The organism is Bdellovibrio sp. HCB290, from assembly GCF_047305925.1.
Lineage (GTDB): Bacteria > Bdellovibrionota > Bdellovibrionia > Bdellovibrionales > Bdellovibrionaceae > Bdellovibrio.
Genome location: NZ_CP178620.1, coordinates 716386 through 729243, shown reverse-complemented (window position 1 = coordinate 729243; position 12858 = coordinate 716386). Strand labels below are relative to the sequence as shown.

Genomic DNA, 12858 nt, shown 5'->3' with positions numbered 1-12858 from the left:
CTTGCCGGGAACTTAGATCACAGCGTGGGCGATATAATGGCGAACCATGTTTTCGACGTTGTTCAACTCCTCGTCGACTATCTGACGATACTCAAGCAACGAGTTTGTGTCTGCCAGATTCGTCCTTAGAAATGGCGCCATCCAGGGTTCTGGTTGAATCACGCCCTGCTGAAGTAGGAAACGCAAATAAAAATGCATCTTCAAAACCAAAACATCTTTGGCATTTTCAATCGACTTCAAAGTGTGTCCCAGAAGATTGAACAAGAAATCAGAATGCTTATCGCCCTCTTGGGATACTTTGGATACGCAATCCAAAACATGCAACGCGAATTCCAAATGATCGTAGTCCTGACGAATCCCCGCAAAGTCATTAATCAGTGAAGCTTCCTGCAACGTATTAAGCTTGCCTTCCTCGGTGCTTTCTTTGTACGTGAAGTTCACGAAGTGCGTGGGTTCTAATATTCCACCACCAAAACGTTTTTTGCTTTTCAAAGCACCGCGAGCAATAAAGGAGCGCTTCTCCCCTTGAGGAGAAATGGCATGCAAAATCAAGTCGGACTCGCCGTACTTCATTTTGCGTAAAATAATGAATTTATCCTTTTGCTGGGACATTCCCCATATCTAAACGGTCCAAGTCTGCTCTTCAAGGAGTTCTTGGTAACTTTCGCGCAAAGCCTTCACAAATTGGGGATTCTGCAGGATTTCCGGGCCCGCGACCAGCAAGCCACGTAATACTTCGTTGGAGGGCTTGGGCTCCCACCATGAGGAAAACATCTTAACACCGGACCAGTGGCACATATTCGTGCTGTCTACTTCACACCAGCCTTCTTCGTTACTGATCCCCAGCTTTGCAAATGTCTTTTCCGCCAATGCCTCGGCACTGGTATCTTTAAAGACCACAACTGCGCGATCATACAACCGGGATTGTTCGGAATTGAAGTACGGCTGGGCCACGTCACTCAATGCAGACTCGAAGGTGCCAATGAGTGCTGGATTCAACTTGCGTCCTTGGCTGGCCAAGAGTGCTTCCTGCAAAGCTTCAGCATGATTCCACTCCATGCTCTGCACCATCATCGGCGGGCAGCGAAAGCGCTCTCCCAAAACCGCAACGGCAAGCTCCTTGGAAACTGAACACAACCTTACCGAGTATGGTCGGATTTGGGGTTGATTGTGAAAGTGATTGGCATGTGAAATTCGAAATGAATAAATACGTTTTTCATTCAGTATCTTGTCGAGTTCATCGACAAAGGGATACAGTTCTCCCGTCACCGGGTGGTCCTCGGCAAAGACGACGAAATTCGTGTCTTTCTTCAAGCCATCCACCCATGCTCTTACATCCTGTACCTGCAAATGAGAAAGCAAGCTAACTTCGTAAGTTTCTTTGTAGTAGTATGGCAGCAGATGATCAAAGACCGGCGTTTGCCCTTTGATATAGCCAATGGCCTTTTTGTGAGCCATGAACTGGGCGCTGCCTTGGGTGATTTCAAATACGGCGTGGGCGATGCCTTTATAGGCGCGAGCTCGCAAGGGATCCGGTAATCCCATTTGCGTTTTCAAAGAGTCATTCAGTTCATCCCAAGATTCTGGTCGCACCACATCGATGTACATATACTGACGCTAACATCTATTTTGCAAAATGACTTTGGGACAAAGGTCTTATTTACCCTTTAGTTTACGAAAAAAAATAAACTTTTATCTCCACTCCAAAACGCGCCTGGAGATACCCATTCAATAACAAGGTGCTTCAAGCAGGCCTTTCAACTGTCTTATAACGACACCTGAGGTTTAAGCCACAAGCAGCATAGGGAATTATGTATCGAAAATATTGCAGCTCTGTTAGATTTTAAGGCAGAGGTACAAATGAAAAAGAAAAAAATTGAATGGCCGGTAGCCCTCTTTTTGACTCTGAATCCACTGGTTACATTCATTCTATTGCCAGTATATTTCTACACTCAGGGTTTTGAGTGGGGAATTGCTCTGTTTGCTTTGGTTTTCGCAGCTGCTACAAATCTAAGCATCACGGCTGGTTATCACCGCCTGTTTTCCCATAAAAGCTATGACGCCCATCCTATTGCGAAAGCGATCTTTCTTTTGATCGGAGCTTCCGCATTCCAGGGATCAGCATTGAAATGGTCTTCTGATCACCGCCGTCACCACACTCATATCGATGGCGAAAAAGATCCTTATAACATCAACGAAGGCTTCTGGTATGCACACATGGGCTGGATGTTCTTTAAGGACTCTGTTGATCAAAAAATCCAGGCGCCAGATCTTGAAAAAGACTGGATGGTTCAATTTCAGCACAAATATTACGGCTGGGTGGCTATCGCTACAGGCTTCGTGGTTCCAACATTGATTGGTGCTGCTATGGGCTCTTGGCTGGGTGGTCTAGTGATCGCTGGTGGACTTAGAATCTTCCTTACTCAACAAAGCACGTTCTTTGTGAACTCTTTGTGCCACACGCTAGGCAAACAAACTTACTCTAAAGAGATCTCTGCTCGTGACTCTTGGTTTGTCGCAGTTCTGACTCACGGTGAAGGTTACCATAACTTCCATCACAAATTTCAGATAGACTATCGCAATGGTATCAAGTGGTACCACTGGGATCCGACAAAATGGGTGATCAAAACTTTGAATGTGATGGGCTTGGCTTACAAGCTTCGTCAGATTTCAAATGTGGAAATCCTGAAAGCCCGTTTGCAGGCCGAATCTGCGGAACTTAAAAAAGTGGGCATCGCAGACGAACACTTGGCTGTGATGAGAGAAAAAATCATCGAAGCCCAGGCCAAAATCAAAAAGCTTCGTGAAGATTACGAACAGTTCAAAGCGGATGCGGTTCGCAAACGTGAAGAGCTGAAAGAGGCTTATGATCTGAAACTTGCAGAATTGCGCCACGAAATTGAAGTTGCCCATCTCGAGTTCCAAATGGGTATGAAATTGTGGAAACTCCACTTGCAAAAAGTCTAAGTTAACTCAAAGCCCGCTCCCAGCGGGCTTTTTTTTCGCCTTTCCCATACAAATCACAGATAGCTATTCGTCCAGAGTTACCGTCAAACGACACGACTAATTGGTTTTTTATTTATTCCTTCAGATAATTGAACTTATCAATGTCTTTGTGGAAGGAACTTTCGTGGGCGAATCGGCATTACAACAGGAACACTTCAGCGTAGATAAAAACGCACAAATGCGATCCATCAGACAGGACCGCAGTCTTCTGACTCCAAAATCATTCTATCTGTCCTTTGGAAAATTCAAGGCTCCCCTTCATGATGTCAGTATCTTTGGATGCTCTATCATGGTCACTCCTGAAGAGCTCACAGAGGTTCAGGAGTACTTGAAAACCAATATCTCGACAGCAGGTGACGTTCACTTCAAAGAGTCCTACCTGCAGACACTGCAGGTGCGTTGGACACAGTCCGAACGACTGGCTGATTCGAAAAATAACGAGATTATCATCGGTCTGGACATTATGAACGAGCCTTTGAATATCGAAAAGATCAAAGCCCACGAGGCTGCTCACCTGGCGATGGAGGAGCAAAGTAATTATGCCCATGCGGTTTCTCAGCTGCCGGTGGAGTTTAAAATATTCGTCTATGAGCTGCGAGATTTTCTGGCCAATCTCAAACCCAAAATTGACCGAATTGAAGAGATGAAGCCCCTGCACGATTTTCAAAAGGAGATGGAGTTCCGCAAAGCTGTGGCTGAATCCTTCGCCAAGTACATGAACTCGGTACTAAGTCCCAACTACCCTTTGATCCCTAATCTACTAAAGGGCATGAACAAATTCCAATTGAAGTGGGCAATGAATTTTGCCCGCGAACAGATGGGTCCTTTGCTTTGGGGAGCCCCATTCGCCCACAGAGCCTATCACAAGCCGCGAGGCTATGCCGGCGACTATGAAATGATGAATCAGCTTTATCGCGACGAAGTGGTGGGTAAAACGCTTTACGATCAGTGTATACATAAATACTTTGTCGAAGACGCTTCAGGAACGGCGGTTCGAAATCGTGGGCTGTATCTATCCAAAAAAATCCGGGAGCTATTTCAAGAAACCAGCTCTGAGCAAAATTTAAAAATCATGTCTGTGGCCAGCGGTCCTGCAAAAGAACAGCAGATCTTCCTGCAAAACTGCCCGGAGTTTTTGGATCGCCATGCTGAATTCACCTGTGTGGACCAGGATGAGGAATCTCTTAAACATGCTCACCGACAGCTCTATACGATTGATCGTAAGGTTCAATCGGGATTTGGTTTTAGGTTCTCGAACCTGGCTATACGAAACATCATTTCACAAGGCTTCCCCGAGAAGGACTATGATTTGATCTATACAGCTGGGTTGTTCGATTACTTCACGGAGCCTATCGCACGCAGAACAGCTGAAAGAATGCTGGATGCAGTTAAGCCCGGCGGGAAAATCATCATCGGTAACTTCTGTGCAGAGAACTATAAGTACGGGCCTTTCCTGGAGCTCTTTCTAGATTGGACTTTGATTTACCGTACAGAAGCAGATTTACTGCGTGTCTTTGATGGCCTTGGCTCCAAAATGTGGGTTGAAAAAGAACCGCTTGGAGTAAATCTTTTCATCGTCATTCAAAAGTAAGTTTTATTCGCACCTAAAAACGCAAAGTGTCCTGATCCTGTCAGGTGAAGGACACTTTATGTCACTCAAACGCCCCGTCTCAGAACGAAACATTCCAATCAAACGTAAACCATCGAAATCACATATGGCATTTTGGCAATGATCTTGCTCCATCTAAGCGTGAGGAGAATCATACCTATGAGATGGACTACAGCATTATTGAAATTCAGCCTGATTGCCACGTGTGGATTCATGAGCATGACATCTTCAGATGGACCTTTCCTGCACAAATTGGATCTTGCCTCTAAGACTACGGTGCCAGCGCCGGCAAAAAAAACCAAGCTTTCAAAAGAGGCTGAAGAGTCTCTGTCAAAAGCTGCGGTTCAGAAGCTTGACCGTATGAACAAAATCAATGACCTTCTTGCGTTCAGCCGAGGTGACACTTCCAGCACAGTTGCGTGTAAAAACTGTTCGCTAGCCAGCGAAGCAGCAAGCATTCGCTTTAATCAATGCTCGACGAAAAACAACTACATGGAAGCAGCCCTTGAAAGACAGAAAACCAGCGCCTCTTATATCGGTGCTTTACTTAGAACTCCAATTAATAAGAAACCTCTTATACGTCCAGTGTGCATAGAAACGGCGATGTATCTTCAAAGCGCAGCATCCGGCCCTGTTGTGGATTATAAAACCTGCTCAGGTGGAACATCCAAAAATGCGCCGGCTCGCCCTTGTGTCAGCGAGAACTATTTCACGCTTGTGAACAACTCCTTTGAAGTCGTTTCTCAATGCATGAAGACTTATATTGGAGAAGGCGAATCCGCGGTCGCACAAAAGAACAATATCCTGGCTGTGTTTGGAATGATCTCCGTCGAGTCAGGATTCCATATCAACATTATGTCCAAAACCGGTGCTGGCGGCATCGGGCAGTTCACGCAACCGGCAATTCATTCTGTGAACAAAATGATTTCTGAAACGGAAGAGTTTCTAAAGTCGCACCCTGATGTACGCTGCCAACGACTTGCCAATGAATTTCTAAAAGAAGAGCAGCGCATGGATTCCAAGAAAACCTGTGATCGTATTTCTGTCGTAGAAGGTAATCCTGTCACTAATATGATCTACACGTACGCTGCCCTTAAAGAGGCCACTGACTACTTTGACACCAACGTCTTCAATGATGCAAAAATGAAGGCCAAGTTCGCACTTCCCGCAGATGAAATGGCTAAAATAAAACGGGCCACTATGGTTTGGTCTCACAACACGGGTTATGCAGGGCTAAAAACACCTCTAACGAAGTTGTTAACAACCAAGTATGCGAAAAAGAAAGTCACAAGTGCTGATAAGTTCCTGGAAGAGTTGAGAGAATACGCACGCTTGTATCCTAATAAAGGAAATGCGGGCTCATCTGCCCGAATTAAAGAAACTGCCAACTACTATGCAAAAATCCAAACTAAGATCGACCTGATTAAGGACGGTGCTGCGGGGGGATCATGCTTAAATTAATCTCCACTATGCTTTCCCTGATGTTGATGATGCCTTCATTGTCATGGGCATTGAATGATTCCTATACCTTGAACTTGATTGAAAAGTCCGTGGCTTCGATCGAATCTTCGAAAGACAAAAGACAGCAAATGAATCTGGCTCGTGAGTTCAAGCAACTTATTATTCAAAGAGCGGATCAGATTGGTGACGCTTCACTGAGCAATAAATCTTATGATGCAGAGTCATCAGAAATCGTGGATCTAATAGTGGCGCTGGATCGTACCACGATGAAAAAAGCCACGAAAACAGAGTGCGCAAAAGCCCTGAACGGCTTGTTGACTGACGCCGGAATCGAAAGCGTGGAAGAAACTGAATCCCAATCCTGGAATCAGCTGCAATTCTCGTTGCCAAGCAAAGTTTCATCCTTCGAATTCACGGCTTTCCGTATTCTAAAAGCCATCTGTGACTAACCGTTAGTTCAACGAAAAATCCTTCATAACCTGGGCAGCAATCGGATTCTCGATTTTTCGATTGGCTGCCATCAGCCAGATTTCCTCGTAAACACCTTTCAGGGTTCCCAACACAATAAGTTTTCCATCCTTCACCAGCTTCTTCGCAACAGCATCGGCCACAGGAATCAACCCCACCCCTTCTGCACCCAGAAGGGTCTGCAAACTGGTATCTTGAATCTCGGCGACTTGATCGACTTTAATACGATGAACCTTAAAATAGTGATCAATCTCCCGGCGCAATCGACTGTGCACCGTCGGAACAACGAATGGCTGACCTTCCAAGCTTTGTGGGAAATTCTTTTTTAGATGCTTAAATTTCTCGGAAGCACAAACCACTACCGGAAGCTTGGCAATAGATTTTGAATAAACGTTTTTGAAATCCAGGCCGGGCGCATGATTTGAAAGCAAAAGATCGACGTGATGGCTTTCCAACTCGCGCAGCAGCTGATCGCCGGATCCTTCGATCACTGAGACATTGCAGTTTCCGGATTTATAAGCCTGCATGATGACCTTGTGTGTGATGTCCTTGGGCACACTGTCCAGGGCACCGATCTGCACGTGTACGCGATTGTTCAACAACTGATCCTGCAATACCTCCACCATCTCGGCCCCCAGATTGAAAACCTGATGAGCATACTCCAACGCAATGCGCCCGGCTTCTGTCAATTGCAGGCGTTGCTTTGATCTTTCAAAAAGAGACTTCCCTAAAGACTCTTCCAGCTGTTTCAATTGAGTACTAAGCGTGGGCTGCCCCACACTTAGTTTTTCAGATGCTTTGGCAATACTTCCTTCCTGCGCAATCGTATAGAAGTAAAGCAGGTGGTGATAGTTAAGCCATTGATAACTCTGAGATTTGAAATCGACAGGCATGGATACCCCTTTGTTTAAAGCGAATAACTTATTATAGTTTATCTATTTTTCAGAAGGTAGAAATTCGTGTACATTGGCAATATCTATTAAGGAGATATTTTACTTTGGATCAGACTTTACTATTTCCCTTTGCGGACTATTGGTGGTTTTACCTAGGATTCCTCGTTTTCGTTATCAGTATGCTGGCCTTGGATCTGGGCGTTTTCCATAAACACTCCCATGCTGTGGGCTTCAAGGAGGCCACTGCCTGGTCCGTTGCCTGGATCTCTCTGGCTCTGGTATTTAACGGAATTCTGTACGGATACACACTTTTCAAGTTTGGCGATCAGACCATCGCGAATCAGGTCGGACTTGAGTTCCTAACCGGGTATGTGATTGAAAAGGCCCTCTCGGTCGATAACATTTTCGTCTTCGTGGTGGTGTTTGGTTTCTTTGGTATTCCAGCCAAGTACCAGCATCGCGTGTTGTTCTTTGGTATCATCGGTGCCTTGATCTTCCGTGCGATCTTTATCGCGTTGGGTTCGATCCTGATGCAATACCAGGCCGTGGTTTTGATCTTCGGTGTGTTCCTGATTATCACCGGTATCAAAATGATGTTCCAAAGCGAAGCTTCTGTGGATCCTTCCCACAACTGGTTGCTAAAGTTCATGCGTAAACACATTCGCATCACGGATCGTATGCACGAGGATCACTTCTTCGTAACTCAGAATGGTTTAAAGTATGCGACACCCTTGTTTGTGGCGCTGATCTTCCTAGAGTTCACGGACGTGATCTTTGCTGTGGACAGCGTTCCTGCTATTTTTGCAGTAACCAAGGAGCCGCTGATCGTATTTACATCAAACATCTTCGCGATCCTGGGGTTGCGCTCGTTGTACTTCCTATTGGCTGGAGTCGTCGACAAGTTCTATCTGCTGAAGTACGGCCTGGCCTTCACCCTGATCTTCGTGGGTTTGAAAATGGTATGGTTGAACAAACTGTTTGGCGGTCACTTCCCGATCGGCATCTCTTTGGCCATTATTGCCCTCTTCATCGGTGGATCAGTGGCTTTGTCACTTTTGATCCCGCAGAAGAAAGACGGCGACTCGTCCCCTTCCTAAAGGGACAACGGCTGCCCACCGCGCGATTCATAAGTCGTGATGGTGGGCGGGATCACCGCAAACTTTGGCAAAAGCCCGAAGAAATCTTTCGTGTAGGGCTTTTCCAAATGAGCATTTAAATCCTCCCAGCTTTTCCAGGTCTCTATAAACATAAAAACTCCTGGCTCCAGGGGATCTTCATAAAACTCATAACTGATACAGCCTTTGTCGGCGCGGGCTGGATTAACCATAATCGCCGCCAGTCCGACGAATTCATTTTCTCGTTCAGCTTTCACCTGGATCTTGGAAGTCATCACAATCATAGTTTTTCTCCCCGTTTTGTTAGTTTATCAGTCAATTCAATAATACGTCTTGGTGAACCGGGAATTTCTGCTAAAATGAAGACATGAATAAACGCCTGTTCTTTGCCTTGAACGCGACGGATCCTCTTTCGACAACTTTCTTGCCGACTTACAAAAAATTACGAATCAATGCTGACCAAAAAGAAATGGTGGTCAAATGGGTTCCTCTTGAAAACTATCACATCACCGTTAGCTTCATGGGCGAATGCCCTGAAGAGAACATTCCAGCCCTAAGCCAAGCCCTGCAGGATGCCTGCGCACAAACACAACCCTTTCATCTGAAAATAGAAGACATGGGTGCTTTTTCAAGTGAGCACGATGCCCGAACACTGTGGCTGGGAGTTCAAAACAAAAAATGCCTGGGCGAGTTCAAGGATTTGCTGGATGGGATGTTAAAAGAACGGAACCTTTTGACGTTTATTGATAAGCGGGAATTCAAACCGCACTTGACGATTGCCCGACTGCGGAATCCCCGCAGTGTGAAAGACATGCTGTCGCCGTTTAAGCGCAAAAGCTTTGGAAAAATTCAAGTCAATGAAATCGTGCTTTATGAATCTAAATTGGCCGGAGCATTCCCCGTCTATACCCCTATTTTTAGGGCAGCATTGACAGGACAGCCTCAGGAAGAAAATCTTGATGAAGCTGTGGATTTCTGAAACTTAGATACCGCGACCGTATAAGTTGATGATCGAACGACCATGAGCGAAGACCAAATATAAACGTCCCGAATAGCTGCGTTTGTCTGACGGCCAGAAAGTCGCACGCACCGTGCACTTTTGTCCCGGAGGAAGAGACGTCGGACAGTTCGTGTAAGCGTTGAAGGCTGCTCCTGCGATACCCAATTCTTTCAACTGCAATGGCTCATCACCGGTAGATGTCACAGTGAAATCAACATATTTGCGGGAGTTCACAAAGGTCGATCCAAAGTTATAGTTGTAATACTGATCCCCTGCGATCATTGATGACGGCTGAGTCAACTCGATGACTGCTTCTGCCTGCGCAAAAGACGCGAAAGGAAGAAAACTAACTAGAAGTGCGGCAATAATATGTTTCATGGAACCCCCTGTTCCAAGCGTATCGCCTGGCGAGAGAATCGAAAATCGAAAATGGATAGGTTACTCGATGCAACAAAATAGGAGCTTGGTCTCAAGGTGGTAGTCTGTTCCGTTTTTAAATCCAACATTGCTAGTTCCCACGGTTTTCGGTCGGTATTTTGCTCCCTCACATCCTTCTGCAGGTGTTTTCGGGTAGATTAAAACAAATTCCAGCCGGTTTATAACAAACGCGCTACCCTTGGTTTTATGAAGTTCTTTGATTGGTTTCGCAACAAGGGGTCTCGCTACTTTCTTTCAGATTATGAAAAGACTTTACTGGATCGCTATGAAATCAGCGAACAGCGCACGCGCACGATCTTGGATTGTGCCTACAATGCGTTTGTGGGTATGAACAGTGACGGACTGATCACAGACTGGAATCCCCAGGCAGAGCGAACTTTTGGTTGGAAACGCGATGAAGTACTTGGAAGGGAATTGTCCGAGATCATCATCCCTCATAAGTACCGGGAAGCACACAAAAAGGGACTTGCAAACTATCTGGCGACAGGACATGGACCCGTACTTAATAAACGGATGGAAATAACGGCACTTCACCACGAAGGGCACGAGATTCCCGTGGAGATGACTATTTTTCCATTCGACCACAAAGGGAAGCACCTGTTTGGATCATTCCTGCATGATATTTCAGAGCGTAAGAACTCAGAATCCAAAGTGCGAAACCTTTACCAGGATCTTGAACAGCGAGTGCAGGAACGAACTCAAGAGCTGGCTTTGGCAAACAAACAACTCAAAGAAGACGCCAATATTCGTCAGCGTCTGTACGAGCAAGCACAAACCGCCAACCGCCTGAAAGACGAATTTCTGGCTACCGTTTCCCACGAACTGCGAACACCATTGAATGTCATTCTTGGGCACAGTGATATTCTTAAAGATCCTGAGACCTCAAAAGAAGAAGCCCAGGCTTCAATCAATGCCATACATCGCAATGCCCAAATCCAAGTGCAAATTATCAGCGACCTGCTGGACGTCTCGCGAATTATTTCCGGCAAACTGCAACTGCATGTTAAACCCATCGAAATTGAATCCGTCGTCGAGGCAGCTTATGAAAGCGTGCAAATCGCTGCAAAGTCCAAAAATATAAACGTTCGCGTGGAGGGACCAGAGAGGGTCAAAGCCGTGGGCGGAGATCCAGAGCGATTGCAGCAAGTGCTTTGGAATTTACTTTCCAACGCCATCAAATTCACGCCTAAAGGTGGCAACATCACGGTGAAGCTTTCAAACGTCGAATCACGCGTGCAAATCGATGTGATCGACAACGGCAAAGGCATTGATCCCCATTTCCTTCCCTATGTATTTGAACGATTCCGCCAGGAGGACGCCTCCACCACAAGACGTTATGGCGGCCTGGGCCTGGGGCTTGCCATCGTTCGGCACATTGTAGAAGGCCATGGCGGAACTGTCGCTGCCACCAGTGGTGGTACCAATCAAGGATCAAGATTCACGGTCTGTTTGCCCGTATTGGCGGCGCACATGCAAGATGGAATCAGAGAACGTCACTTTGGTTATGAAAACTTTGTGGAAACCCAGCCACAGCATCCCAAACATCTGGATGAGGTCCGTATCATGATCGTCGATGATGATGTCGACACCAGAAATCTTCTAAGCCTGGTCTTGAAAAAATCCGGTGCTAATGTGGTCACCGCGGATTCGGCACAAAAAGCTTTTGATCTATTCCAGGTCTTCAATCCGCAGGTTTTATTAAGTGATATCAGTATGCCGGATATAGATGGCTACACTTTGCTGAAGATGATTCGCACTTTGCCCAATACGGAAAATCTTTGGGCCATTGCGCTGACTGCCCACGCTCGTTCGGAAGAACATGAACGCGCTCTTGCGGCTGGCTTTCATATCCATATATCGAAACCAGTTCAGTCTGCGGAATTGATTAACACGATTTCGGATTTATTGATGTCTGAAGAAAACAAAAAGAAATCTGCAGATCGTCCGCTGTAGTTGCTCGCTATTTCGAAGAAATCAATGCTGTGATTTTTTCCAGGGGACGTCCAATGGTAGCTTTATCTTTACCCACCAAAATCGGGCGCTCCATCAGTTTTGGATTTTTAGCCAAATTCACGATCACGGAATCAACATCATTCACATCAAAAGGAGCTTCGATGAAAAGCTGTTCTTTGGATCGAACCAAACTCGACACCGGGGTATCGAGTTTTTTGATCAAATCCCGCAGCTCTGATTCTGTCAGTGGGTTTTCCAGATACTTTCGCACTTCAAGGCCCTTAGTTTTTCCAAGGGCCTCGATCGCCTCGCGGCATTTACTGCAGTTGGGATTATGAAGCAGAACCCAGGACATGCTTAGCGAGCCAGTTCCATTTCGATGGCTTTAAGAATCACAGGATCTTCCGGAGTCATTTCCGGAGTAAAACGTGCGATCACTTTACCCTCTTTGCTAATCAGGAATTTTTCAAAATTCCACATGATATCAGAAGGGCCACCGGAAAGCAGACCGTGCTCTTCCAAAACAGATTTAAGCTTTCCGTTTGGAACTTGCTGTGCGGTTGGCTGCAAGGAAGTCAGTTGCTGATAAAGAGGATGCTGGCCTTCACCTTTAACCACCATTTTTGCAAATACCGGAAATTTTACACCAAATTGAGTGCGGCAGAATTCCTGGATTTGTTCGTTTGATCCAGGCTCTTGAGCGCCAAATTCATTTGCCGGAAACCCCAGTACACGAAGTCCTTTGGATTCATATTTTTGGTGAACTTTTTCAAGCCCCTCGTATTGCGGAGTTAAACCGCACTCGGAAGCCACATTTACTACCAACAAAACATTGCCACTGAAGTCTGCCAACTTTGCCTTTTTGCCGTCTGCTGTATTGAATTCGATATGATTTAGGGATGTGCTCATGGAGTA

The 12858-nt window shown here is 45.9% G+C and carries 14 protein-coding genes; 7 read left to right on the top strand and 7 right to left on the bottom strand.

The window, feature by feature from the left end:
- Nucleotides 1–12: 12 nt before the first annotated feature.
- Entirely contained in the window at nucleotides 13–612 is a 600-nt protein-coding gene (gene recO, locus ACLVWU_RS03590) for a DNA repair protein RecO (protein WP_413577393.1), read from the bottom strand.
- 9 nt (nucleotides 613–621) lie between these two features.
- On the bottom strand, nucleotides 622–1608 hold the full coding sequence (locus ACLVWU_RS03585) for a hypothetical protein (RefSeq protein WP_413577392.1): 987 nt from the start codon (nucleotides 1606–1608) through the stop codon (nucleotides 622–624).
- A gap of 252 nt (nucleotides 1609–1860) precedes the next feature.
- On the opposite strand from ACLVWU_RS03585, the gene ACLVWU_RS03580 reads away from it, so the two are divergent.
- The 4 genes from ACLVWU_RS03580 (at nucleotide 1861) to ACLVWU_RS03565 (ending at nucleotide 6525) form a co-directional block, all read left to right on the top strand.
- On the top strand, nucleotides 1861–2967 hold the full coding sequence (locus tag ACLVWU_RS03580; protein WP_413577390.1) for a fatty acid desaturase: 1107 nt from the start codon (nucleotides 1861–1863) through the stop codon (nucleotides 2965–2967).
- Nucleotides 2968–3130: 163 nt separating this feature from the next.
- Nucleotides 3131–4597 carry a class I SAM-dependent methyltransferase gene (locus tag ACLVWU_RS03575; protein ID WP_413577388.1) on the top strand — a complete coding sequence of 489 codons (1467 nt, stop codon included), beginning with the start codon at nucleotides 3131–3133 and terminating at the stop codon, nucleotides 4595–4597.
- A gap of 177 nt (nucleotides 4598–4774) precedes the next feature.
- Nucleotides 4775–6076, top strand: coding sequence for a hypothetical protein (locus ACLVWU_RS03570; protein WP_413577386.1), 1302 nt, complete (start codon nucleotides 4775–4777; stop codon nucleotides 6074–6076).
- Entirely contained in the window at nucleotides 6064–6525 is a 462-nt protein-coding gene (locus tag ACLVWU_RS03565) for a hypothetical protein (protein ID WP_413577385.1), read from the top strand. The genes ACLVWU_RS03570 and ACLVWU_RS03565 overlap by 13 nt, the downstream gene beginning before the upstream one ends.
- A 3-nt stretch (nucleotides 6526–6528) precedes the next feature.
- Here ACLVWU_RS03565 and ACLVWU_RS03560 read toward each other — a convergent pair whose 3' ends face one another.
- The gene (locus tag ACLVWU_RS03560) at nucleotides 6529–7437 is read right to left on the bottom strand and encodes a LysR family transcriptional regulator (RefSeq protein ID WP_413577382.1); all 909 of its coding nucleotides are present in this window, start codon (nucleotides 7435–7437) and stop codon (nucleotides 6529–6531) included.
- A 104-nt stretch (nucleotides 7438–7541) separates the two neighbouring features.
- On the opposite strand from ACLVWU_RS03560, the gene ACLVWU_RS03555 reads away from it, so the two are divergent.
- Nucleotides 7542–8534, top strand: coding sequence for a TerC family protein (locus ACLVWU_RS03555; protein ID WP_413577381.1), 993 nt, complete (start codon nucleotides 7542–7544; stop codon nucleotides 8532–8534).
- Here the strand turns inward: ACLVWU_RS03555 and ACLVWU_RS03550 are convergent.
- Nucleotides 8531–8836: a putative quinol monooxygenase gene (locus tag ACLVWU_RS03550; RefSeq protein ID WP_413577379.1), complete on the bottom strand. Its 306-nt coding sequence runs from the start codon at nucleotides 8834–8836 to the stop codon at nucleotides 8531–8533. The two genes, ACLVWU_RS03555 and ACLVWU_RS03550, sit on opposite strands and share 4 nt — an antisense overlap.
- Before the next feature lie 83 nt (nucleotides 8837–8919).
- On the opposite strand from ACLVWU_RS03550, the gene thpR reads away from it, so the two are divergent.
- A complete protein-coding gene (gene thpR, locus ACLVWU_RS03545) occupies nucleotides 8920–9531 on the top strand; it encodes an RNA 2',3'-cyclic phosphodiesterase (RefSeq protein ID WP_413577377.1) in 612 nt (203 codons plus the stop codon).
- 3 nt (nucleotides 9532–9534) lie between these two features.
- Here the strand turns inward: thpR and ACLVWU_RS03540 are convergent, their stop codons facing one another.
- Complete coding sequence (locus ACLVWU_RS03540) at nucleotides 9535–9930, bottom strand: hypothetical protein (protein ID WP_413577375.1); 396 nt, start codon at nucleotides 9928–9930, stop codon at nucleotides 9535–9537.
- Between the two features lie 246 nt (nucleotides 9931–10176).
- Here ACLVWU_RS03540 and ACLVWU_RS03535 point away from each other — a divergent pair, with 246 nt between their 5' ends.
- On the top strand, nucleotides 10177–11943 hold the full coding sequence (locus ACLVWU_RS03535) for an ATP-binding protein (protein ID WP_413577373.1): 1767 nt from the start codon (nucleotides 10177–10179) through the stop codon (nucleotides 11941–11943).
- 7 nt (nucleotides 11944–11950) lie between these two features.
- On the opposite strand, the gene ACLVWU_RS03530 is transcribed toward ACLVWU_RS03535, so the two are convergent.
- Both ACLVWU_RS03530 and ACLVWU_RS03525 read right to left on the bottom strand, forming a co-directional pair.
- Nucleotides 11951–12298, bottom strand: a complete 348-nt coding sequence (locus ACLVWU_RS03530) for an ArsC/Spx/MgsR family protein (protein WP_413577371.1) — start codon at nucleotides 12296–12298, stop codon at nucleotides 11951–11953.
- A 2-nt stretch (nucleotides 12299–12300) separates the two neighbouring features.
- Nucleotides 12301–12852: a glutathione peroxidase gene (locus ACLVWU_RS03525; RefSeq protein WP_413577370.1), complete on the bottom strand. Its 552-nt coding sequence runs from the start codon at nucleotides 12850–12852 to the stop codon at nucleotides 12301–12303.
- Between the last annotated feature and the right edge of the window lie 6 nt (nucleotides 12853–12858).